A 22,972-nucleotide genomic window follows, 5' to 3' on the forward strand; every position below is an offset into this window, starting at 1 on the left:
GACCTGCCCGGACAGCGTTCGATCAGGGCAGGTCGTTGGCGCGACGGATGACAGTCACCAGGTCGTCGATGATGCCGGTGAGGGCGAAGTCCTTCGGCGTGAAGACCCGGGCGACCCCGGCCGCCCGCAGGGTGTCCGCGTCACCGGCCGGAATGATGCCGCCCACCACCACCGGCAGGTCCGCCCGGCCGGCGGCGCGCAGCCCGTCGAGCACCGCGGGCACGGCGGCCAGGTGCGATCCGGAGAGCACGGAGAGCCCGACCAGGTCGACGTCCTCCTCCACGGCGGCGGCGACGATCTGCCCCGCGGTCAACCGGATGCCCTGGTAGACGACCTCGAAGCCGGCGTCGCGGGCACGTACAGCGATCTGCTCCGCGCCGTTGGAGTGCCCGTCCAGGCCGGGTTTGCCGACCAGCAGCCGCAGCCGGCCGCTGCCCAGCTCCCGTGCGGTGGCGGCGACCCGCTCGCGGACCGCCACGAGGCCCGGCTCCCCACCGCCGCCGGTGGCGCCGGCCAGGCCGGTCGGCGCCCGGTACTCGCCGAAGACCTGGCGTAGCGCGCCGGCCCACTCGCCGGTGGTCACCCCGGCCCGCACGCACTCCACTGTGGCCGGCATCAGGTTGGTGGTGGTCGCGGCGTCCGCGCGCAGCCGGGCCAGCGCCGCGTCGACGACGCTCGCGTCCCGGTCGGCCCGCCACCGGCGTACGCCGTCCACGGCGGCCGCCTCGACCGCGGGATCGACCTGCTCGACGGCACCAGCGCCGGCGGCGGTCAGCGGGGAGCTTTCGGTCTCGGTGTACCGGTTGACCCCGACCACCACGTCGGCACCGGACTCCATTCGCCGACGGCGTTCGGCCAGCGACGCGACCAGCGCGCTCTTGAGGTAGCCGGTCTCCACGGCGGCGACGACGCCGCCCAGCTCCAGCACCTTGTCCAGCTCGACCCGCGCCCCGGTGACCACCTCGTCGACCAGCGCGGTCATCACGTGCGAGCCGGCGAAGAGGTCGGGATATTCGAGCAGATCCGACTCGTACGCCAGGACCTGCTGCATCCGCAGCGACCACTGCTGGTCCCACGGGCGGGGCAGGCCGAGCGCCTCGTTCCAGGCGGGCAGTTGGACAGCGCGGGCCCGAGCGTCGCGGGACATCGTCACGCCGAGCATCTCCAGCACGATGCGCTGGATGTTGTTCTCCGGCTGCGCCTCGGTGAGGCCGAGCGAGTTGACCTGCACGCCGTAGCGGAACCGCCGTTGTCTGGCGTCGGTGACCCCGTACCGGTCCCGGGTGATCTCGTCCCAGAGCACGCCGAACGCGCGCATCTTGGCGATCTCCTCGACGAAGCGCACCCCTGCGTTGACGAAGAACGAGATCCGCTGGACCACGTCGCCCATCCGCTCGGCCGGCACCTGGCCGGAGTCACGCACCGCGTCGAGCACGGCGACTGCGGTGGCCAGTGCGAAACCGACCTCCTGCACGGGCGTGGCGCCGGCCTCCTGGAGGTGGTACGAGCAGATGTTGACCGGGTTCCACCGGGGCATCTCGCGCAGCGTGTACGCCACCACGTCGGCGGTGAGCCGCAGCGACGCCGCCGGCGGAAAGATGTAGGTGCCCCGGGACAGGTACTCCTTGATGATGTCGTTCTGGGTGGTGCCGGCGCAGCGGGTCAGGTCGGCGCCCTGCTCCAGCCCGACGGTGCCGTACAGGGCGAGCAGCCACATCGCCGGGGCGTTGATGGTCATCGAGGTGTTCGTGTCGGCGAGCGGGAGACCGTCGAAGAGCGCCCGCATGTCGCCGAGGTGGGCCACCGGCACGCCGACCCGTCCGACCTCGCCGGAGGCCAGTTCGTGGTCCGGGTCGTATCCGGTCTGGGTGGGCAGGTCGAAGGCGACCGACAGCCCGGTCTGCCCCTTCGCCAGGTTGCGGCGGAAGAGGGCGTTGGTCGCCGCGGCCGACGAGTGGCCGGCGTAGGTGCGCATCACCCACGGGCGGTCCCGCTCGGGCAGTCGCCCGGGGAATGCCGTCTCATCCATGGCCGGAGTCTAAGTTACCGTTCAGTAAAAGGAGCTGTGGAAAACCACACAGGTCCATGTCGGGGACGTCCGGGTGACAAGCGCCCGCAGTGGCGCGGACCGCCACACCCCGGGCACCACAGGGCCCAGGCCAGGACGCACACTGGACAGCATGGATGACGAGCTGGCCATCTCCGTCCGAGGGCTGCGCAAGGCGTACGGCGACAACGTGGCGGTGGCGGGCGTGGATCTGGACGTCCACCGCGGCGAGGTGTTCGCGTTGCTCGGCCCGAACGGCGCCGGCAAGACCACAACGGTGGAGATCCTGGAGGGCTATCGCCGCCGGGACGCCGGCGAGGTCACCGTCCTCGGCGTCGACCCGGCCCAACCGGATGCCGACTGGCGTACCCGGGTCGGCATCGTGCTCCAGGGCACCGGCGAGTTCGACGAGCTGACCGTCGCCGAGGTGATCCGGCACTTCTCCGGCTTCTACCCCGACGCGGACGACCCGGACAAGGTGATCGACCGGGTGGGGCTGACCGACAAGGCGAAGGCCCGCACGCACACCCTCTCCGGTGGGCAGAAGCGCCGCCTGGACGTGGCCCTGGGCATCATCGGCCGTCCCGAGCTGCTCTTCCTCGACGAGCCGACCACCGGGTTCGACCCGGAGGCCCGCCGCGAGTTCTGGGAGCTGATCCGCGACCTCGCCGCGGCCGGCACCACCATCGTGCTGACAACCCACTACCTGGACGAGGCCGAGGCCCTCGCCGACCGGGTCGGCGTGATCGCCGGCGGCCGGCTGGTCGAGGTCGCCGCTCCCAACCGGCTGGGCAATCGGCAGGAGGCCCTCGCGACGGTCTCCTGGCGTACCCCGGAAGGGACGCTGGAGAGCGCGCAGAGCGCGACGCCGACGGCCTTCGTGGCTGACCTCGCCGCGCGCTACGGCGGCGAGGTCCCCGGGCTCACGGTGACCCGGCCGACCCTGGAGGACGTCTACCTCACCATGATCGGACACGCGCGATGACGACCACGACGAAGCCGGCGACGCCGGTCACCGCGACCCGCGGCCGACGGCCGGGTGCCGGCGCGCTCGCCCTGCGCCAGGGCCGACTGGAGATCACCCAGTTCCTGCGCAGCCGGGAGTCGGTGGTCTTCACGATGGGCTTCCCCATCATCATGATCCTGATCTTCGCGTCGATCTTCGACGGCACGATCGGCGGCGGGGTGAAGTTCACCCAGTACTTCATCACCGGCATGATCGCGACCGGCCTGATGACTGTCAGCTTCCAGAACCTCGGCATCTGGATCCCGATCGAGCGGGACCGGGGCGTGCTCAAGCGCTACCGGGGCACGCCGATGCCGAAGTGGGTCTGGTTCGCCGGCAAAGTGATCATGGTGGTGGCGATCGGCATCGCCGAGACGGTCCTGCTGCTGGCCGTCGCGGTGGCGCTGTTCGATCTCGACCTGCCGGGCACCGCCGCGAAGTGGTTCACCTTCGGCTGGGTCGCCGTGCTCGGGGTCACCGCGTGCACCCTGTGCGGCATCGCCATCTCGTCGCTGGCCCGCACCGCCCGCAGCGGGTCGGCGGTGGTCACCCCGGTGGCCCTGGTGCTCCAGTTCATCTCCGGGGTGTTCTTCGTCTTCACCGACCTGCCCACCTGGATGCAGCAGGTGGCGGCGGTCTTCCCGCTGAAGTGGATGTGCCAGGGGCTGCGGTCGGTGTTCCTGCCGGAGAGCTTCGGCGCCCAGGAGCCGGGCGGCTCGTTCGAGCTGGGCCGGGTGGCGGTGGTGCTGGTCCTGTGGTGTGTGATCGGTGTGGTGCTCTGCCTGACCACCTTCCGCTGGACCACCAAGCGCGACGGCTGACCCGTTTCCGGGGCCCCCGATCCGCCCCGGGGCTGCCAGACTCTGACGATGGCCGCTCGACCGACCCGGCGCGGGCTCCTGCTCGCGGGAGCAGGGGCGACGGCGTTGGCGGTCGGGGTCGGCTGGACGGCCCGCGACCTGATCCGCCCGTCGCCGACGCGACCCGTCCCCCCGGACGCGCCAGCCGGCGACGAGCGACTGATCAGCCGCCCGTCCGCCGCACGTGGCCGCTCGGTCGACTTCTACACCGCCGTCCCGGACGGGCACGGCGACGGTCAGGGGTTGCCGGTCTGCCTGGTGCTGCACGGCGCGTCCACCACCGCACGGGACTTCCCCGGGCTCGGCCTGGGGCGCTTCCTGACCGACGCGGTGCGTCGCGGCGCGCCGCCGTTCGTGCTCGCCGGAGCGACCGGAGACCGCCTCTCCTGGCGCCCCGCCGGCCGGGACGACCCGCAGCGGATGGTCCGTGAGGAGTTGCCGGCCTGGTGCGCCGAGCGGGGCTTCGACGCCACCCGGCTGGCGGCCTGGGGCTGGTCCATGGGGGGCTTCGGCTCGCTGTTGCTCGCCGCCACCTGGCCGGGGCTGCTGCGGGCAGCGGCGGCCTTCTCCCCCGCCGTGGCGCCCGGTGATGCCGTCTTCGCCGGTGTCGACCGGCTGCGCGGCACCCCGCTGGGCCTCTGGTGCGGTCGCCAGGACGACCTCCTCGCCGACGTGCAGGCGCTGGAACGGGCCCTTCCCGAGCCGGCCGCCCGAGCCGAATACGCCGACGGCCGGCACGACTTCCGATACTGGGGCTCGGTCATACCCGGCGCCCTCGACTTCGTCGCGGCGGCGCTGGCCGCGCCACCCGGCCCGACCTGAGCTGACCGCGGGGGCCCGCGAACGGGCCCCCGCGGCTGCCGGTCTCAGTAGGTGTAGAAGCCCTTGCCGGTCTTGCGGCCCAGGTCGCCGGCGGTGACCATCCGCTGGAGCAGCTCCGGCGGGAAGAACTTCTCGTCGGCGGTGTCGGTGTAGATGTTCTTCGAGGCGTGCAGCAGGACGTCCACGCCGGTCAGGTCGGTGGTGGCCAACGGGCCCATCGCGTGCCCGAAGCCCAGCCGGCAGGCGGTGTCCAGGTCCTCCGCGGACACCACCCCGGACTCGACCAGCTTGACCGCCTCCATCACCAGGGCGGAGATCAGTCGAGTGGTGACGAAGCCGGCGATGTCCCGGTTGACCACGACGACCGTCTTGCCGATCTCCTCGGCGAAGGCCCGCGCGGTGTCCAGCGTGGCGTCGCTGGTCTTGTAACCGCGCACCAGCTCGCAGAGCTGCATCATCGGCACCGGGGAGAAGAAGTGGGTGCCGACGACCGCCTCGGGCCGCTCGGTCACCGCGGCGATCTGGGTGACCGGGATGGCCGAGGTGTTGGTGGCGAGCACCGCGTCCGACTTGCAGATCTTGTCCAGGGCGCGAAACACCTCGTGCTTGATCTCCAGCCGCTCGAAGACCGCCTCGACCACGATGTCCGCGTCCGCCGCCGCCTCCAGGTCGGTGGTCGGGGTGATCCGAGCCAGCGTCGCCTCGACCTCGGACGCCTCGATCTTGCCCTTCTCGGCGAACTTCTCCAGTGACTTCCGAATACCGCCGAGACCCCGGGTGGTGGCCGCGTCGTCCAGGTCGCGCAGCGTCACCTGCCAGCCCGCCTGCGCCGCCACCTGGGCGATGCCGGAGCCCATCAGCCCGGCCCCGACGACCGCGAGTCGACCCGCCATCTGCTTCTCCCTCGCTGCGATTGAGTGCCTGCCTGCACCCTAGTCGGCGAGCCTGAACGATGGCTAAGTGGCGGTCGGGGGGCCTCAGATCTCCAGTGCCGGCTCCTCCGGGGTGGTGCCCCGCTCGACCGCCACCCCGAGCGCACGCAGGTCCGCCACGAAGTCCGGGTAGCCCCGGTCGACGTGGTGCACGTGGGAGACCTCGGTGACCCCCTCCGCGCAGAGCCCGGCGATGATCAACCCTGCTCCGGCCCGGATGTCGGTGGCCCGCACCGGGGCACCGGAGAGCCGACCTCGCCCGCGGACCACAGCGTGATGCCCGTCGGTCTTGATGTCCGCACCGAGCCGCATCATCTCGTTGGCGAACATGAACCGACCGTCGAAGATGTTCTCGGTGATCAGGGAGGCGCCGTCGCTGACGGCGGCCAGCCCGATAGCCATCGGCAGCAGGTCGGTGGCGAAGCCGGGGTACGGCAGCGTCACCACGTCCACCGCCCGGGGCCGCTCGTCCATCCGTACGCGGAAGCCGTCTCCCCGGGTCTCCACCAGCCCGCCGGCGGCCACCACCTTGTCCAGGGCGACCTCCAGGAAGGCCGGGTCCAGCCCGGTCACCGTCACGTCGCCCCGGGTCATCGCCGCGCCGAACGCCCAGGTGCCGGCGACGATCCGGTCCCCCACCGTGGCGTGGCGCACCGGACGCAGACCGGGCACACCGGTGATCCGCAACGTCGACGTGCCCGCGCCGACGATGCGCGCACCCATCTCGTTGAGCATCGTGCAGATGTCGACGATCTCCGGCTCCCGGGCCGCGTTGTCGATCATCGTGGTGCCCTGGGCCAGCACCGCCGCCATCACCAGGTTCTCGGTCGCGCCGACGCTGGGGAAATCCAGCACGATGTCAGCGCCACGCAGCCCGTGCGGGGCGGACGCGATGACGAACCCGTGCTCACCGGAGATCTCCGCGCCCATCCGGGTCAGCCCGGAGATGTGCATGTCCAACCCCCGCGACCCGATCGCGTCGCCGCCGGGATGGGCCACCCGCACGTACCCCCGACGGGCCAGCAACGGGCCCAGCACGCAGATCGACGCGCGCAGCCGTCGGACCAGGTCGTAGTCGGCCTCCGCGCCCGGCTGCTCGGGTACGTCGATCGTCACCGACCGGGACCGGGCCACGCCGCCACGGGCGACCATCGGGTCGACCGGGTCATCCGCCTCGAACTGGACGTCGCAGCCCAGCCGGCGCAGCACCTCCCCCATGATCGCGATGTCGGTGATCCGGGGGACGTTGGTGATCACACTGCGGCCCGGCGCGAGCAGGGCGGCGGCCATCAGCTTCAACGCCGAGTTCTTGGCACCGACCACGTGCACGGTGCCGGCCAGTCGGGCGTCACCGCGTACCCGGATGACGTCGACATCGTTGACCGCCGGATCGCCGGCGTCGCCGGGGCCCACCACCACCGGCCAGCCGGTGGTGCTGTCCGGCCGGGCCGGGATCGTCAGGTCGGGAATCCGTAGGCTGTGCGTCATGGCCGTCCACCTCACGCGCATCTACACCAAGGCCGGCGACGCCGGCATGACCAGGCTGAGCAACAACGAGCAGGTGCCGAAGACCGATCCTCGGATCGCCGCGTACGCGGATGTCGACGAGTGCAACGCGGCGATCGGCGTCGCCCTCGCGCTGGGAAACCTCGACGAGGAGCTTCGCGGCGTGCTGGGGTCGGTGCAGAACGATCTGTTCGACGTCGGCGCCGACCTGTCCACCCCGGTCGAGCCGGAGCCGAAGTACCCGCCGCTGCGGGTGACCGAGGAGTACGTCGAGCGCCTGGAGGGCTGGTGCGACGAGTACAACGCACGCCTGAGCAAGCTCGACTCCTTCATCCTCCCCGGCGGCACCGCAGGTGCGGCGCTGCTGCACGTGGCGCGGACCGTCGCCCGGCGTGCCGAACGGGCAGCGTGGGCGCTGGTCAGCCACGATCCGGAACGAACCAGCACGCTCCCGGCAAAGTATCTCAACCGGCTCTCCGATCTGCTCTTTATCCTGTCAAGAACGGCAAATCCGGCAGGAGACGTGCTATGGGTGCCGGGCGGCAAGCGCTGAACGTCGGCGCTCCGCACCACGTCGAGGTCTGGGTTCCCACAATGCCCGCCACCACGCGTAGCCAAGGCCGACTCCTCGTCAAGCCAGGCCGACCAGCGCCTTGATCAACTCCGGTTCCTTGATGTCGGGGCATCCCCGCCACCAGGACACCCCGACATCAAGAAAACCGAGTCGATCAACCAGCCCGCCGCGCAGGCCGGCTCGCTGAGGAGGCAGGACTCAGCCGCATCGGTAACGGCAGGTGATGGAAACCGCGCCAGACCGACGCACAGTGGCAACGACGGGTTTCCGGGGGAGCCCGCCCGGCGCAGGGATCAAGCCTGACCGCCCGGAGCCGGGCGGGCTCCCCTGGAAACCCCGAAGAGCGACCACGGAAGAGCAGATCAGGCAGCCGGCCAGTCCTGGGAGGCCATACGCGGCGAGACCGCCCCCGGAGGGGCGGCCTCGAGCCAGGAGAGGAAGCCGGTAACCGTGGATCGCGCCATGGCGATCTCCACCGGTGCGTGGTGACTGGTACAGCGGAGGATCACCCAGTCGGCCGGCATGGAGAACCGTTCCTGGCCTTCGGGCAATCGACGGCGTTCCACGGCCAGCCCCTTGCGGGAGAGCACCCGCTTGGGCCGGATGGCGAAGCTGAACATCCGGTACCAGCGCAGCTCATCACCGGCGAACCGGCCGAAGCCGGGCGACCAGCCGCGGCCGTCGAGCATGGTGGAGACCCGGACGCTGAGCCGGATGATGCCACCGCTGCGGGTGACGAGAGCTCGCCGGACGAAGAGGATCAGAAGCGCGCCGAGGATGACGACAACGCCGATTCCGAATCCTTCGACGATCTCCATCCCCGGTGTGGCTCAGCGGCTCTGCGCGGAGACCGGGGTTGCGCTCTCGGCCAGCACTGTGACACCGTCGGCGCTCACCGAGAGGAAGCCGCCGGCCACCTCGTAGGCGACCTGCTCGCCGCCGGCGAGCTTGATGCGTACCTGGCCGGGCTCGGCGAGTTGGCCGAGCAGCGGCGCGTGCCCCGGCAGGACACCGAGCTCGCCTTCGGTCGTCCGGGCGACGACCATTTCGGCGTCACCGGACCAGACCTTCTCCTCGACGGCGACGAGCTCGACGTGAAGCTGCTGTGCCACGCTGTCTCCTTGCTGCGGCTACGGATTGCCGAAAGTCTAGCCTGACGACGCGGCGCGCCCAACGCGGGTGGGGACAACGCCGACCTGACTACTTGGCCTTGTTGACGAATTGCGGGTGCTCCAGCATGAACGGGTCGAGTTGCTCGTTGTGCAGGGCGGTGAAGAAGTCCGGAACCCCGGCCTGGAACTGCTCGCCCAGGTACTTCTTACCCTCGAACACCCCACCGCCGGGCAGCTTGATCATCTCGATGGTGTTCGGGCGGATGTCCTTCAGGGCGAGCCCGAAGTCGACAACGCTGTTGCCCCGACCGTTGAAGATCAAGGACTGGCCGGCGGCGCGGAGCACCTTGTCCAGCTTGATCGGGTTGGACACCACGTCAGCGCTGAACGCCTGGCCGACCATGGCCTTGACGAACTGCTGCTGGTGGCGCTGCCGGCCGTAGTCGGAATCCGGAACGCCGTTCTTCGGGTAGCGCTGCCGGACGTAGTCCAGCGCCTGCCACCCACTCAGGTGCCGGTTGCCCTTCTTGTAGAGCGCCTGCGGGCCGACGTAGCCCTCACCACGGGTGTTGCCCGGCCGCGGCTTGCCGTCCGGCTGCTTGTGCTCGGACTTCACGTCACGCTCGATGTACATGTCGACACCGCCCATGGCGTCGACGATCTTCTGGAAGCCGGTGAAGTTGATGATCGCCCCGGCGTCGAAGCGCTTGATGCCTGTCACGTTCTGCACTGTGGTGGCCAGCAGCTCGAAGCCCCGGGCCGCGTCGGGGTTGCCCCCCGGCACCTTGCTGCCGTACGACATCGCGGCGTTGATCTTCGTGGTCTCGCCCGGGAACTCGGCCTTCTTGAACGACGGGATGTGCACGTAGAGGTCACGTGGCAGCGAGAACAGGTAGGCCCGGTCCATCGAGGCCGGCACGTGCAGCACCATGATCGAGTCGGCAAGTGGCGCGGCCGTCGGCGTACGCGGGTCGATGCCGACGAGCAGGATGTTGAGCGGACCCTTGATCTCGCTCTTCTTCGCCTGGGCGCCCGCCGCCTGGTCGCCGAAGAGGTCGGCCTTGCCGACAGCGCCCTCGTAGCGGGCCATGAGGACCTCGGTGCCGACCAGCACGGCGCCGCTGAGCATGGTCAGCACGGTGCCGAACACCGTGCAGACCCTGGCCCACCGCGGCACACCTCGCCAGATGGACGGCTTGCGGCCACTCTTGCCGGCCTTACCCACGAGCATCTCCGTTCGTTACGCCCACGACGAGGAAGACGGGCGCACGTCGTCGAAAGGTTGCAAAGATCAACGCTCGTTCGGGTGAGCGCGCGGATCGAACCGTAGCTCGGGAGCCTTGGGAGTGACGACCACGAGTAACGGACCGCGACGATGGTAGGACGCGAACATGAACAAAAGACTGCCCCGGCATTGCCGGGGCAGTCTTTTGGCTACGGATCGGATGGGGGCTGGTCAGCCCTTCATCAGCTCCTCAGCCTTGCGCTCCAGGTCCTCGAGACCGCCGCACATGAAGAACGCCTGCTCGGGGAAGTGATCGTACTCACCCTCGCTGATCTTGCGGAACGCCTCGATGGTCTCCTTGATCGGGACCGTCGAGCCCGGCACGCCGGTGAACTGCTCCGCCGCGTAGGTGTTCTGCGAGAGGAAGCGCTCGATCCGCCGGGCGCGCGCCACGGTGATCTTGTCTTCCTCGGAGAGCTCCTCGATACCGAGGATGGCGATGATGTCCTGCAGGTCGCGGTAGCGCTGCAGGATCCGCTTCACCTCGGTGGCAACCTGGAAGTGCTCGTTGCCGACGAACTCCGGGGCGAGGATCCGGGACGAGGACGCCAGCGGGTCCACGGCCGGGTAGATGCCCTTGTCGGAGATCGACCGCTCCAGGTTGGTGGTCGCGTCCAGGTGGGCGAACGTGGTGGCCGGGGCCGGGTCGGTGTAGTCGTCCGCCGGCACGTAGATCGCCTGCATGGAGGTGATGGCCTGGCCCCGGACGGAGGTGATCCGCTCCTGGAGCTCGCCCATCTCGTCGGCCAGGGTCGGCTGGTAACCCACGGCGCTCGGCATACGGCCGAGCAGGGTGGACACCTCCGAACCGGCCTGCGTGAAGCGGAAGATGTTGTCGATGAAGAGCAGCACCTCCTGCTTCTTCACGTCCCGGAAGTACTCGGCCATGGTCAGCGCGGAGAGCGCCACCCGCAGCCGGGTGCCCGGCGGCTCGTCCATCTGGCCGTAGACCAGCGCGGTCTTGTCGATGACGCCGGACTCGGTCATCTCGGCGATGAGGTCGTTGCCCTCACGGGTGCGCTCACCCACGCCGGCGAAGACCGAGGTACCACCGAAGTTGCGGGCAACCCGGGTGATCATCTCCTGGATGAGCACCGTCTTGCCCACGCCCGCGCCGCCGAACAGGCCGATCTTGCCGCCCTTGACGTACGGGGCGAGCAGGTCGATGACCTTGATGCCGGTCTCCAGCATCTCGGTCTTCGGCTCAAGGTCCGCGAAGGCCGGGGCCTTGCGGTGGATGCCCCACCGGTCGTCGGCCTCGAACGTCTCGCCCTCTTTGAGGTTGAGCACCTCGCCGATCGCGTTGAACACCTTGCCCTTGACCGCGTCGCCCACCGGCACCGTGATCGGCTCGCCGCGGTCACGCACCTCGGCGCCACGGACCAGGCCGTCGGTCGGCTGCATCGAGATGGCACGGACCAGGTTGTCACCCAGGTGCTGGGCAACCTCCAGGGTCAGCGTCTTCTCACCGCCGGACAGGTTCACCTTCACGTTCAAGGCGTTGAACAGGGCCGGCATGGCGTCGCGCGGGAACTCGGCGTCGACGACCGGGCCGATGACCCGGACCACGCGACCCGTGGCCGTCTTGGTCTCTACTGGTGCAGTCATCACACTTCACTTCCCGACGCGGCCAGCGCGTTGGCGCCGCCGACGATCTCGCTGATCTCCTGGGTGATCCCGGCCTGGCGAGCCGAGTTCATCTCGCGCGTGTACTTCTCGATCATCTCTTCGGCGTTGTCGGTGGCGCTCTTCATCGCCCGCCGCCGTGCCGCCGACTCACTCGCCGCCGACTCGATCAACGCCGCGTAGATCCGCGTGTTGATGTACCTCGGCAGGAGCGCGTCGAGCAACGCCTCCGCCTCCGGCTCGAACTCGTACGCCGGCAGCAACCCCTCGGAGCGCGGCCGGTCCTCCACCTGCATCGGACCGATGACCTTGGTGACCGGGCTCTGCGTCATGAGCGAGTGGAACTCGGTGTAGACGATGTGCAACTCGTCGACGCCGAGCACCCCGTCCGCTCCGGCGCTGCCGTCGACGTCGTCCGCACCGGCGGTGAACGCCTTGATCAGCGTCTCACCAACGGTACGGGCGTCCTCGAACGACGGCTGCTCGCTGAACCCGGTCCAGTTCGCCTCGATCGGCCGCTCGCGGAACCGGTAGAACCCGACGCCCTTACGCCCGATGACGTAGAGCACCGGCTCCTTGCCGTCCGCCTTGAGACGCGCGATCAGCGACTCCGCCATCCTGATCGCGTTGGAGCTGTAACCGCCGGCCAGGCCACGGTCGCTGGTGACCAACAGGATGCCGGCCCGCCGCACCCGCTCACGCGGGGTGAGCAGCGGGTGGTCGATCCGCGCGTTGGACGCCAGCGCCGTGAGCACACCGGTGATGGCCTGGGCGTACGGCAGGGACGCCTGCACCCGGGCCTGAGCCTTGGCGATCCGGCTCGTCGCCACGAGCTCCATCGCCTTGGTGATCTTCTTCATCGACTTCGCCGAGCGGATCCGTTGACGAAGAACGCGTACCTGGGCCGCCACGGGATCAGCTCTCGGCCGGGCGGTCGGTCGCGCCGTCGCGGAAGCGGGTCACCGTCTCGCGGTTCTCGTCGCCCTCAAGCGGTGCGGCCGGCGCGTCGTTGACCTTGCGCTCGTCCTCCTTGTTGAGGAAGACCTGCTTGAACTCGGCGATCGCGCTGTCCAGCGAGCCGATGATGTCATCGTTCCACTGGTTGTCGGCGATGCCGGCCAGCACACCCTCGTGCTTGTGCCGCAGGTACTGGAGGAACTCCGACTCGAAGCGCCGGACCTCGCCCACCGGAATGTCGTCCAGCTTGCCCTCGGTGCCGGCCCAGACCGAGACGACCTGCTCCTGCACCGGGAACGGCGAGTAGTTCGGCTGCTTGAGCAGCTCGACCAGGCGCGAACCGCGGTCCAGCTGGGCACGGGAGGCCCGGTCCAGGTCGGAGGCGAAGGCGGCGAACGCCTCCAGCTCGCGGTACTGGGCCAGGTTGAGCCGCAGCGAACCGGCGACCTTCTTCATCGGCTTCACCTGCGCGGCGCCACCGACCCGGGACACCGAGGTACCGACGTTGATCGCCGGACGGACGCCCTGGTTGAACAGGTCGGTCTCCAGGAAGATCTGGCCGTCGGTGATCGAGATGACGTTGGTCGGGATGAAGGCCGAGATGTCGTTGGCCTTCGTCTCGATGATCGGCAGACCGGTCATCGAGCCGCCACCCAGCTCGTCGGAGAGCTTCGCGCAGCGCTCCAGCAGGCGGGAGTGCAGGTAGAAGACGTCACCCGGGTACGCCTCACGGCCCGGCGGGCGACGCAGCAGCAGCGACACGGCGCGGTACGCCTCGGCCTGCTTGCTCAGGTCGTCGAAGACGATCAGGACGTGCTTGCCGCCGTACATCCAGTGCTGCCCGATGGACGAGCCGGTGTACGGGGCGAGGTACTTGAAGCCAGCCGGGTCGGAAGCCGGCGAGGCGACGATGGTGGTGTACTCCATCGCGCCCGCCTCCTCGAGCTGCCCCTTGATGGAGGCGATCGTGGAGGCCTTCTGGCCGATGGCGACGTAGATGCAGCGAACCTGCTTCTTCGGGTCGCCGGTGCGCCAGTTGTCCCGCTGGTTGAGGATCGCGTCCAGGGCGACAGTGGTCTTACCGGTCTTCCGGTCACCGATGATCAGCTGCCGCTGACCCCGACCGATCGGGGTCATCGCGTCGATGGCCTTGATACCGGTCTGCAGCGGCTCGTCGACGGACTGCCGGGACATCACGTTCGGAGCCTGCAGCTCCAGCTCGCGGAAGCCCTCGTTGGCGATGTCGCCGAGCGCGTCGATCGGCTCACCGAGCGCGTTGACCACGCGGCCGAGGAAGGCGTCGCCGACCGGAACGGAGAGAACCCGCTCGGTGCGCTTGACGCGCTGCCCTTCCTCCAGCTTGGCGGAGTCACCGAGAACGACGACGCCGATCTCCCGGACGTCGAGGTTCAACGCCACGCCGAGCGTGCCGTCCTCGAACTCCAGGAGCTCGTTGGTCATGGTCGAGGGCAGGCCCTCGACGTGGGCGATACCGTCGCCGGTGTCGGCGACGGTGCCGACCTCCTCGCGGGAGACGTCGGACGAGTAGGAAGAGACGTAGCGCTCCAGGGCGCCGCGGATCTCCTCCGTCGAGATGGTCAGCTCGGCCATCCTCTGCTTCCTTAAAATTCAGGGGCCCGGGATACCTAGTACCGACCGGTCCGAATGGCGTCTGTCAATCCGGGCGCTGACTGCTCCAACAACCCCGACCTGAGCGGCAGGGCCGCTCAGCCGCGGGGCGGCGAAGCCGATCAGCGCTTCGCGAGCGCGTTGCGGGTCTCGTTGAGGCGGCGCAGGATGGTGCCGTCGTACAGGTCGGAGCCGACCCGCACGCTCACGCCACCCAGGACGTGGGGGTCCACCGTCTGCTTGACGGAGACCTCTCGACCGTATATCGCGCTGAGGCTCGCACCCAGCCGGCGCTCGTCCTCGTCACTCAACGGGGCCGCGACGGTCACGTACGCCACCTGCCGGTCACGTCGCTCGGCGGCGAGTTCCACCAGCCGGGTGAGCGCGCCGGTGAAGGAGCGCCCCCCGTACCCGCCGAGTGCGACCTCGACGAGGCGGACGGTGACCGGACGGGCCTTGTCAGCGAGCAGCTCGCGGGCCAGGGTGGCCCGCTGCTCGACCGGGGCGACCGGGTCGGCGAGCGTGTTGCTCAGCGCCGACTGACCGGAGACGACCTGACCGAAGCGGAACAGCTCGTCCTCGACCTCGCCCAGCTCGCCGGCCTTGTCGGCGCTGGCCAGCAGCGCCTCCACACCCAGCCGCTCGGTGCCGTCGAGCAGCTCCGACGGTGCCGACCAGCGGCCGGCGACCAGCGACACGAGCAGGTCGAGCGCGTCCGCGCCGATCCGCCCGCCCAGCATGTCGCCGAGCAGAGCGCCGCGGTCCTCGCCGGACCGGGACGGCTCGGAGAGCGCCCGGCGCAGCCGCGGCTCACGCCGCAGCAGGGTCGCCACGGAGAGGATGGCGTCGGCGGTGGAGGCCACCGCCGACGGCTCCGCGCCGCGGACGTACGAGTCGAGGCGCTCGGCCGCGACCTTGTACGACTCCCGGCTGGCGGCCTGCATCAGCGGGCCCCCGTGCTCTCGAGACCGCTCAGGAACCGGTCGACGGTGCCCTTACGCCGCGCCTCGTCGGCCAGCGACTCACCAACGATCTTGCTGGCCAGGTCCACAGCGATCGTGCCGACCTCCGCGCGCAGCTCGCGCACGATGGTGGCCCGCTCGGCGGCGAGCGCGTCCTTGCCCGCCTGGATGACCCGGTCGGACTCTTCCCGCGCCTTGGCGAGGATGTCCTGCCGGATGCCCTCGGCGTCGGCCCGCGCGTCGTCACGGATCTTGGCGGCGTCGGTCCGGGCCTCAGCAAGCTGGGCACGGTACTGCTCGAGCAGCTGGTTCGCCTCGGCCTGGGCGGCCTCGGCGCGCTTGATGCCGCCCTCGATCGCGTCGACCCGAGCCTGGAACGTCTGCTCCATGCGCGGGAAGACGAACTTCATCAGCACAAAGCAGAGCACGGCGAAGGCGACCGTGCCGACCACGATCTCCTGCCAGATCGGAATGATCGGGTTGTGGTCTGACTCACCACCCTCGGCGGCGAGGAGGAACAACATGGGTGACCTCCCGGTCGGAAGGGGCGGGTACTACTTGGCCCAGATGAAGCCGAAGGCGATGCCGAACAGCGCCAGCGCCTCGATGACGGCGAAGCCGATCCAGACGTACGGCAGGGTCATGCGCGACGACTCGGGCTGCCGGGCGGTCGACTGGATGTAGGCGGCGAAGACCAGGCCGACGCCGATGCCCGGGCCGATGGCCGCGAGACCGTAGCCGATGGCGGCGGTGCTGCCGTTGACCTCGGCGAGAACGCTAACGTCCATTGGTGTGGTTCCTCCTGGTTATCACGCGTGACTCTCACGCGGGACGACAACGGGTTGGTGCGTGGATCAGTGCTCTTCGGCGAGCGCGCCCTGGATGTAGCTGGCGCTCAGCACGGTGAAGACGTAGGCCTGCAGGACGATCACCAGCGCCTCGAGGAGGGTCAGCGCCACTGTCATCACCCAGGAGACCACCGAGATCGGCGCCAACCAGGCGTTGGCGTTGAGCATCGCGAAGCCGCCGAGCGTGAAGACCAGCAGGAGCATGTGGCCGGCGAACATGTTCGCGAAGAGACGGACGGCCAGCGAGAACGGCCGGATGATGAAGGTCGAGAACGCCTCGATCGGGATCAGCAGCGGCAGGATGTACCACGGTGCCGGCGGGATCAGGGCGTGCTTGAAGTATTTGCCGAAGCCGTGGTGCCGGATGCCGATGTAGTTGAACAGCACGTAGCTGATCACCGCGAGGATCGCCGGGAAGGCGATGTGCGAGTTCGGCGAGATCTGGAACAACGGGATGATCGCGAACGCGTTCGTCACCAACACGAAGCAGAACAGCGTCGTGAAGTAGGGAGCGAACCGCACACCCTGGTGACCGATCATGTCGACCGAGATGTTGTTCCGGACGAAGCCGTAGATCGACTCAGCGAACCACTGCTTCTTGGTCGGCACCAACTTCGGGTTCCGGTAGGTCGCCAGGAAGAAGATGATCAGAAAGCCGACCGCGACCCAGATCATCAACGTGAACTTGGTGAACCACGGAGCGTTCTCCACGCCCCAGGGCACGATCGCGGGCAGGTAGAAGTCGTCCACACTGGGTGGGAATGCCGCCTGGCCCGCTGCCAGAACGTTCGCCTGTCCGAACACCGTGTCCCTTCCTAAGTAGGCGTGCCGAGCCGACGGACGACGAGGATGATCCCCCCGGTCACGCCGAGCACGACGCCGATGCCGGTGGCGACGCCACCGGTATCGAGCCACTGGTCGACCAGCCAGCCGATGAAACCCCACACGAGCATGCCTCCGATGAGGTAGCTGAGCGCGGTCCAACCCTGACCGGCGCCGGACGGATAGTCGTCCGGTTCACCGGCGGGACGGGGGGTTTGGTCACCAGCCATGACGGGGCGAACGATATCAGCCGGGAAGACGAGGCTGTGCCTCACCCCCCGCACAACCATCGTTGTGTGGGCTTCTCGTGGGCGCCGTCGTCTGTGGGCACGCTACTCCCCTTCCGCCCGTCGGAAAATGACCGGAGGCCGACACATCGCGGCGCGTCCGCGTGTTGGGACGACCGGCCGCCGGCCAGGTCAACCCTGCGGACGACGGGCGTGCACCGTGGTCAGCCACCAGAGGTGCACCGCTGTCCACACTGCCACCCCGGCGACGATGCCGAGGCAAAGAGGGATCAACCCGGGCCAGCCGGTCGACGCCACCGCCACCAGCACCGCACCCAGCAGGCTGAACTTCAGCACGTACAGGCCCACCCCGAGCGGCAGCAGCAACTGCGGGTTGACCTGGTCGGCCCGGGCCAGCACCACAGTGGTGAGGGTGTAGCTGAGCACAGTGACCCCCACGCCGGCCGCCGCGCCGAACGCGGCCGTCAGGCCGCCGGTCACGCCGCCAACCACCGCGGCGACCGCGGCGAGCGCCGCCGACGCGCCCAGCAGCACCGGCAGGTGCCGCAGCCGCCACCGCCGGTCGGCGCCGGGCTCGACCACCCCGGGCTCAGCCACGGGGGTACGCCGGGAACGCCGCGACCAGCTCGGACACCTCGGCACCGAGCCGGATCAGCTCGTCGGCACCACCCGGAGCCCCGGGATCGGTGCGCACCGCACGGGCGATCAACGTCGCCACCTGACGCAGCTCCCCCTCGCGCATCCCCTGCGTGGTGACGCTCGGCGTGCCCACCCGGATGCCGGAGGCCACCATCGGCGGCTGCGGGTCGTACGGGATGGCGTTCTTGTTCAGGGTGATCGACGCGGCGTCGCAGCGGCGCTCGGCCTCGGTGCCGGTCACCCCCAGCTCCCGCAGGTCGATCAGGGCGAGATGGGTGTCGGTGCCACCGGACACCGGGCGCATCCCCTCGTCGGCCAGCCCGGCGGCCAGCGCCTGGGCGTTGCTGACCACCTGCCGCGCGTACGTCTGGAACTCCGGCTGGGCGGCCTCGCGCAGCGCGACAGCCTTGGCCGCGACCGCGTGCATCAGCGGGCCGCCCTGGGTGAACGGGAAGACCGCCTTGTCGATCCGCTGGGCCAGCGACTCGCGGCACAGGATCATGCCGCCGCGCGGCCCGCGCAACACCTTGTGGGTGGTGGCGCAGACGACGTCGGCGTACGGCACCGGAGACGGGATCGCCCGACCGGCGACCAGGCCGATGAAGTGCGCGGCGTCCACCATCAGGTACGCCCCGACCTCGTCGGCGATCTCCCGGAACCGCGCGAAGTCGATCAGGCGCGGGTACGCGGTGGCCCCACAGATGATCAGCTTGGGTCGGTGCGCCCGCGCCAGGTCCCGTACCTCGTCGTAGTCGATCTGCTCGGTGTCCGGCCGGACCGGGTAGCCGACCGGGTGGAACCACTTGCCGGAGAAGTTCACACGGCTGCCGTGGGTGAGGTGCCCGCCGTGCGGCAGGTCCATCGCCAGCACCGTGTCCCCCGGCTGGACCAGCGCGGCGTAAGCGGCGAGGTTGGCGCTCGCCCCGGAGTGCGGCTGAAGGTTGGCGTGCTCGGCCCCGAAGAGCTCCTTGGCCCGGGCGATGCCGATCTCCTCGGCCCGGTCCACCTCGGCGCAGCCGCCGTAGTAGCGCCGGCCCGGGTAACCCTCGGCGTACTTGTTGGTCAGCGTCGAGCCGAGCGCGGCCAGCACCGCCGGCGAGGTCAGATTTTCGCTGGCGATGAGCTGCAAGCCGCCCCGCAACCGGTCCAACTCGCCGAGGACCACACCGGCGATCTCCGGGTCGGTGGCCCTGAGCTGCGCGAAATCCGGCCCCCAGAAGGTGCTCGTCTCGGTCTCCACAGCGAACGAGTCTAGGGGGCCGCAGACTGGGACCTGTGAGATGCCTCGTCACCGGAGCGACCGGCTACATCGGCGGGCGGCTGACGCCGCTGCTGCTCGCCGACGGACACACAGTGCGCTGCCTCGCCCGCAAGGCGGTGCGGCTGCGCGACGTGCCCTGGGCCTCGGCGGCCGAGATCGTCGAAGGAGACCTGAGTCGACCGGAGACGCTGGCCGCCGCGTTCGCCGACGTGGACGTGGCCTACTTCCTGGTGCACTCGCTGGGCCGGTCCGACTTCGAGGCGGCCGACCGGGCGGCGGCGACCAACTTCGCGGCGGCGGCGCGCGCGGCCGGTGTACGGCGGATCGTCTACCTGGGCGGCCCGGAGCCGGCGTCCGACGCGGAGGTGCCCTCCCCGCACCTGCGCTCCCGCGCCGAGGTGGGCCGGATCCTGCTGGAAAGCGGGGTGCCCACCGCGGTGCTCCGCGCCGCGGTGATCATCGGGTCCGGCTCGGCGTCGTTCGAGATGCTGCGGTACCTGACCGAGCGGCTGCCCGCCATGATCACCCCCCGCTGGGTCCGCAACCGGATCCAACCGATCGCGGTCCGCGACGTGCTGCACTACCTGGCCGTCTGCGCCGACCTGCCGGCCGAGATCAACAGGGGCTTCGACGTCGGCGGGCCGGACGTGTTGACCTTCCGCGAGATGATGCAGCGCTACGCCCGGGTGGCCGGGCTGCGCCAGCGGATCATCGTGCCGGTCCGCCCGCTCACCCCGTCGCTCTCCTCGCACTGGGTCGGTCTGATCACCCCGGTGCCGAACAAGATCGCCCGCCCGCTGGTGGAGAGCCTGATTCACGAGGCGGTGGCCCACGAACACGACATCGCCCGCTACGTCCCGGACCCGCCCGGCGGGCTGACCGGCTTCGACGAGGCGGTGGCGCTGGCGCTGGCCAAGGTCCGCGACGCCCAGGTGGAGACCCGCTGGTCCACAGCGAGCGGCCCGGACGCGCCCGCGGAGCCACTGCCCACCGACCCGGTGTGGTCCGGCGGCACCGCCTACACCGACGTCCGGGAGCGGGCTGTGGACGCACCACCGGCGGCGCTCTGGCGGGTGGTCGAGGGCGTCGGCGGCGAACACGGCTGGTACTCGTTCCCTCTCGCCTGGTCGATCCGCGGTTGGCTGGACCGGCTGGTCGGCGGGGTCGGGTTGCGGCGGGGTCGACGCGACCCGCACCGACTCCAGGTCGGTGAGGCGCTGGACTTCTGGCGGGTCGAGGAGATCGTTCCGGGCGAGTTGCTGCGACTGCGCGCCGAGATGCGGCTGCCCGGCCGGGCCTGGCTGGAGATGCGGGTACTACCTGCCGACGACGGCCGCAGCCGCTACCAGCAACGCGCCGTCTTCCTGCCGCGCGGCCTGCCGGGGCACGCCTACTGGAAGTCGGTGGCCCCGTTCCACGCCGTGGTCTTCGGCGGAATGGCCCGCAACATAGCCCGAAACGCCGAACAGACCCCCTGACGCGCCCCGCGCCCCGCTCCCCGCTCCCCGCTCCCCGCTCCCCGCTCCCCGCTCCCCGCTCCCCGCTCCCGCGATCTTGCACTTTGGGTTGCCGATTTGCGGTGCATCGGCATCTTTTGTCACGACAGAAAGTGCAAGATCGGCGAGTGGGGTGGGGTGGGGTGGGGTGGGGTGGGGTGGGGTGGGGGGTGGGGGTTGGGGTTAGTTGCCGGCTTGGGGTTGGGGTTGGAAGGCGGTTCGTTCGCTCGGCGGAACGAAGTCGCGGACCGGTTGGTCACGCAGAGCGAAGGCGAGCACCTCGCCGACAGCGTTCACCATCTGGGCCTGCACCGCCTGACCGACCGCGTCCCGGGGATCGTCCGGGTTCGCGGCCATCGAGGCGACAGCGAGCTGCGGCGTGAACGCCACCACCGTCTCCGTCTCGTACCGCTCCGAGCTGCCGGTCTTGCCCGCCACCGGACGGCCGAGCTTCGCCCGCAGCCCGGGTGCTGTGGCGCCGTCGCAGCGCCCGTACATCGACTGGTCGCCGACCGGGCAGCGGGCCGCGTCGGTGGCCGCCCGGGCCACGTCGGCGTCGAGCACCTGTCGGCAGTCCGGCTTGGCCGCGTCGACGGGTCGGCCGCCCGAGTCGGTGATCGAGACCACCGGCAGCGGCGCGCACCAGGTCCCCTCGGCCGCCACAGTGGCGTACGCGCTGGCCAGGTCCAACGGGGTGGTCGCGGCCACGCCGAGGGTGAACGGGCCCCAGTCCTTCGCGCCGTAGCGGGCCAGCTTGGCGTCGGACTCGGCCCGCAGCACGATGCCGAGCCGCTCGGCCATCTCCACCACCCGGTCGGCGCCGACCTTCTCGGTGAGCCAGGCGAAGTACGTGTTCACCGAGCGGCCGAACGCGCTCCACATGGTGCGGGGGCCGTCCATCGACGACGGGCTGGCGTTCGCCGGGCACCACCGGCCGTCGCAGCTCGCCTCACCGGTCACCGGGAAGCGGGTGAGCAACTGGGTCGGCGCCACGAAGTCGGTCGACAGCGGCAGGCCGGACTCCAGCGCGGCCAGCAGTGTGAAGAGCTTGAACGTCGAGCCGCCCTGGTACCCCTCGATCGCGCCGCCGCCGGCGATCAACTGGTTGACGGTGTTCGGGCGGTTCTTCTGCCCGACCGGGTTGTCCGCGACGCTGTAGGCGCGGTTCACCGACATCGCCAGCACCCGCCCGGTGCCCGGTTGCACCACGGCGGTGGGCACCGCCTCGGCCCTGGTCGTCGGATAGATCTTCAGCACCTGCTCGGTGGTGGCCCGCTGCACTCCCGGGTCCAGCGACGACACGATGGAGAAGCCGCCCCGGCGCAGCGCGCGCTGCCGCTCGTCGGCTGTCGCCCCGAACGCGGACTGGCTGCTCCACCAGCGGGTGAACCAGTCGCAGAAGAAGCCCCAGTCGTTGTGCGCGTCGGGCACGCCGGTGCAGTCGTTCGGGGTCTCGCTGGGTCGCAGTTGCAGCGGTTCGACGCGTGCCGCCGCCGCCGCGTCCGCCGGCACCTGCCCCGACTCCACCAGCCGCTCCAACACGTACGACCGCCGGGCCACAGCGCTGTCGGCGTCGCCGTTGATCGGGTCGTCGCTGTCCGGCGAACGCACCAGACCGGCGAGCAGGGCCGCCTGGGCCAGGGTCAACTCGGCCGGGGAACGGGAGAAGTACCGCTTGCTGGCCGCCGCGATGCCGTACGCCCCGGCACCGAAGTAGGCGATGTTGAGGTAGCGGGTCAGGATCTCGTCCTTGTCGAGTTCCCGCTCCAACGCGAGCGCGTACCGCATCTCCTGGAGCTTGCGGACGGTGGTGAGTTCGGTGGCGGCGTCGCGCTGCGCCTCGGTCAGCCGGGGATCGTTGCTGAGCACGTTGCGGACGTACTGCATGGTCAGCGTGGAGGCGCCCTGCCGGGTCCGGCCGTCGCGCTTGTTGACTGTGAACGCGCGCACCACACCCCGAAGGTCGACCCCGCTGTGCTGGTAGAACCGGACGTCCTCGGCGGCCACGATCGCCCGGCGCATCACCGGAGCCACCTCGTGCAGCGGCACGTCCACCCGGTCCTCCTGGTAGAAGGAGGTGATCAGGGTGGTGCCGTCGTTGGCGTAGAGGTTGGAGCGCTGCGCGGTGGGCGGCGTCCGGAGTGTGTTCGGCAGTTCCGAGTACGGCGTCGACAGGGCGCTGAAGCCGATACCGAAGACCAGGGCCGCTGGTAGTGCGGCGGCGGCCAGCACCAACCCGGCCAGCACTCCGGCGATCACCACGGTCAGCAGTTTGTCGAGTTGGGCCCGGATCATCAGCTCTCCCCGCAGGAGCCGGTCACGCTAGGACCCGTTCAGAAT

22 protein-coding genes are annotated in these 22,972 nt (G+C 70.1%); 5 read left to right on the forward strand and 17 right to left on the reverse strand.

Translation table 11 applies throughout. The features are described from left to right. Nucleotides 1-22: 22 nt before the first annotated feature. Nucleotides 23-2,029 (reverse strand): ethylmalonyl-CoA mutase, encoded by a 2,007-nt coding sequence (locus tag NIE79_RS04315; RefSeq protein WP_238677305.1) that lies wholly within the window; start codon nucleotides 2,027-2,029, stop codon nucleotides 23-25. Between the two features lie 151 nt (nucleotides 2,030-2,180). Between NIE79_RS04315 and NIE79_RS04320 the strand changes: the two genes are divergently transcribed. From NIE79_RS04320 to NIE79_RS04330, 3 genes are read left to right on the forward strand one after another with little or no spacing between them, the layout of a single operon-like run. Then, nucleotides 2,181-3,032, forward strand: coding sequence for an ABC transporter ATP-binding protein (locus NIE79_RS04320; protein ID WP_238677306.1), 852 nt, complete (start codon nucleotides 2,181-2,183; stop codon nucleotides 3,030-3,032). Then, the gene (locus NIE79_RS04325; RefSeq protein ID WP_238677307.1) at nucleotides 3,029-3,874 is read left to right on the forward strand and encodes an ABC transporter permease; all 846 of its coding nucleotides are present in this window, start codon (nucleotides 3,029-3,031) and stop codon (nucleotides 3,872-3,874) included. The genes NIE79_RS04320 and NIE79_RS04325 overlap by 4 nt, the downstream gene beginning before the upstream one ends. Before the next feature lie 48 nt (nucleotides 3,875-3,922). Further along, a complete protein-coding gene (locus tag NIE79_RS04330; RefSeq protein ID WP_238677308.1) occupies nucleotides 3,923-4,735 on the forward strand; it encodes an alpha/beta hydrolase in 813 nt (270 codons plus the stop codon). 44 nt (nucleotides 4,736-4,779) lie between these two features. Here NIE79_RS04330 and NIE79_RS04335 read toward each other — a convergent pair whose 3' ends face one another. Continuing rightward, complete coding sequence (locus NIE79_RS04335) at nucleotides 4,780-5,628, reverse strand: 3-hydroxyacyl-CoA dehydrogenase family protein (protein WP_110561611.1); 849 nt, start codon at nucleotides 5,626-5,628, stop codon at nucleotides 4,780-4,782. 84 nt (nucleotides 5,629-5,712) lie between these two features. After that, the gene (gene murA / locus NIE79_RS04340) at nucleotides 5,713-7,155 is read right to left on the reverse strand and encodes a UDP-N-acetylglucosamine 1-carboxyvinyltransferase (RefSeq protein WP_238677309.1); all 1,443 of its coding nucleotides are present in this window, start codon (nucleotides 7,153-7,155) and stop codon (nucleotides 5,713-5,715) included. Between murA and NIE79_RS04345 the strand changes: the two genes are divergently transcribed. After that, a complete protein-coding gene (locus NIE79_RS04345) occupies nucleotides 7,154-7,726 on the forward strand; it encodes a cob(I)yrinic acid a,c-diamide adenosyltransferase (RefSeq protein ID WP_091405871.1) in 573 nt (190 codons plus the stop codon). The two genes, murA and NIE79_RS04345, sit on opposite strands and share 2 nt — an antisense overlap. Nucleotides 7,727-8,109: 383 nt before the next feature. Here NIE79_RS04345 and NIE79_RS04350 read toward each other — a convergent pair whose 3' ends face one another. The 13 genes from NIE79_RS04350 to glyA form a co-directional block, all read right to left on the reverse strand. Further along, complete coding sequence (locus NIE79_RS04350; protein WP_124857610.1) at nucleotides 8,110-8,565, reverse strand: DUF2550 domain-containing protein; 456 nt, start codon at nucleotides 8,563-8,565, stop codon at nucleotides 8,110-8,112. A 12-nt stretch (nucleotides 8,566-8,577) separates the two neighbouring features. After that, complete coding sequence (locus NIE79_RS04355; RefSeq protein WP_030333186.1) at nucleotides 8,578-8,859, reverse strand: F0F1 ATP synthase subunit epsilon; 282 nt, start codon at nucleotides 8,857-8,859, stop codon at nucleotides 8,578-8,580. A gap of 88 nt (nucleotides 8,860-8,947) precedes the next feature. Continuing rightward, nucleotides 8,948-10,090 carry an LCP family protein gene (locus NIE79_RS04360; RefSeq protein ID WP_238677310.1) on the reverse strand — a complete coding sequence of 381 codons (1,143 nt, stop codon included), beginning with the start codon at nucleotides 10,088-10,090 and terminating at the stop codon, nucleotides 8,948-8,950. Between the two features lie 225 nt (nucleotides 10,091-10,315). Further along, nucleotides 10,316-11,752: a F0F1 ATP synthase subunit beta gene (gene atpD, locus NIE79_RS04365; RefSeq protein WP_238677311.1), complete on the reverse strand. Its 1,437-nt coding sequence runs from the start codon at nucleotides 11,750-11,752 to the stop codon at nucleotides 10,316-10,318. Continuing rightward, nucleotides 11,752-12,681, reverse strand: coding sequence for a F0F1 ATP synthase subunit gamma (locus NIE79_RS04370; protein WP_238677312.1), 930 nt, complete (start codon nucleotides 12,679-12,681; stop codon nucleotides 11,752-11,754). Before NIE79_RS04370 ends, atpD begins: the two co-directional genes overlap by 1 nt. A 4-nt stretch (nucleotides 12,682-12,685) precedes the next feature. Beyond that, nucleotides 12,686-14,338: a F0F1 ATP synthase subunit alpha gene (gene atpA, locus NIE79_RS04375; RefSeq protein WP_238677313.1), complete on the reverse strand. Its 1,653-nt coding sequence runs from the start codon at nucleotides 14,336-14,338 to the stop codon at nucleotides 12,686-12,688. 140 nt (nucleotides 14,339-14,478) lie between these two features. Then, nucleotides 14,479-15,300 carry a F0F1 ATP synthase subunit delta gene (locus NIE79_RS04380; protein ID WP_238677314.1) on the reverse strand — a complete coding sequence of 274 codons (822 nt, stop codon included), beginning with the start codon at nucleotides 15,298-15,300 and terminating at the stop codon, nucleotides 14,479-14,481. Next, a complete protein-coding gene (locus NIE79_RS04385) occupies nucleotides 15,300-15,839 on the reverse strand; it encodes a F0F1 ATP synthase subunit B (protein WP_112584053.1) in 540 nt (179 codons plus the stop codon). Before NIE79_RS04385 ends, NIE79_RS04380 begins: the two co-directional genes overlap by 1 nt. A 33-nt stretch (nucleotides 15,840-15,872) precedes the next feature. Continuing rightward, entirely contained in the window at nucleotides 15,873-16,106 is a 234-nt protein-coding gene (locus NIE79_RS04390; RefSeq protein WP_238677315.1) for an ATP synthase F0 subunit C, read from the reverse strand. A gap of 66 nt (nucleotides 16,107-16,172) precedes the next feature. Further along, on the reverse strand, nucleotides 16,173-16,970 hold the full coding sequence (atpB, locus tag NIE79_RS04395; protein ID WP_112584020.1) for a F0F1 ATP synthase subunit A: 798 nt from the start codon (nucleotides 16,968-16,970) through the stop codon (nucleotides 16,173-16,175). Nucleotides 16,971-16,981: 11 nt separating this feature from the next. Further along, entirely contained in the window at nucleotides 16,982-17,218 is a 237-nt protein-coding gene (locus tag NIE79_RS04400; RefSeq protein WP_091405894.1) for an AtpZ/AtpI family protein, read from the reverse strand. Nucleotides 17,219-17,407: 189 nt separating this feature from the next. Beyond that, nucleotides 17,408-17,833, reverse strand: coding sequence for a hypothetical protein (locus tag NIE79_RS04405; protein ID WP_238677316.1), 426 nt, complete (start codon nucleotides 17,831-17,833; stop codon nucleotides 17,408-17,410). Further along, on the reverse strand, nucleotides 17,826-19,115 hold the full coding sequence (gene glyA / locus NIE79_RS04410; protein WP_308193132.1) for a serine hydroxymethyltransferase: 1,290 nt from the start codon (nucleotides 19,113-19,115) through the stop codon (nucleotides 17,826-17,828). Before glyA ends, NIE79_RS04405 begins: the two co-directional genes overlap by 8 nt. Before the next feature lie 35 nt (nucleotides 19,116-19,150). Between glyA and NIE79_RS04415 the strand changes: the two genes are divergently transcribed. Continuing rightward, on the forward strand, nucleotides 19,151-20,614 hold the full coding sequence (locus NIE79_RS04415) for an SDR family oxidoreductase (RefSeq protein WP_238677317.1): 1,464 nt from the start codon (nucleotides 19,151-19,153) through the stop codon (nucleotides 20,612-20,614). Between the two features lie 201 nt (nucleotides 20,615-20,815). On the opposite strand, the gene NIE79_RS04420 is transcribed toward NIE79_RS04415, so the two are convergent. Beyond that, entirely contained in the window at nucleotides 20,816-22,927 is a 2,112-nt protein-coding gene (locus NIE79_RS04420) for a transglycosylase domain-containing protein (protein ID WP_238677318.1), read from the reverse strand. Nucleotides 22,928-22,972: the final 45 nt, after the last annotated feature.

It is taken from the genome of Micromonospora trifolii, from assembly GCF_022229005.1.
Classification (GTDB): Bacteria; Actinomycetota; Actinomycetes; order Mycobacteriales; family Micromonosporaceae; genus Micromonospora; species Micromonospora trifolii.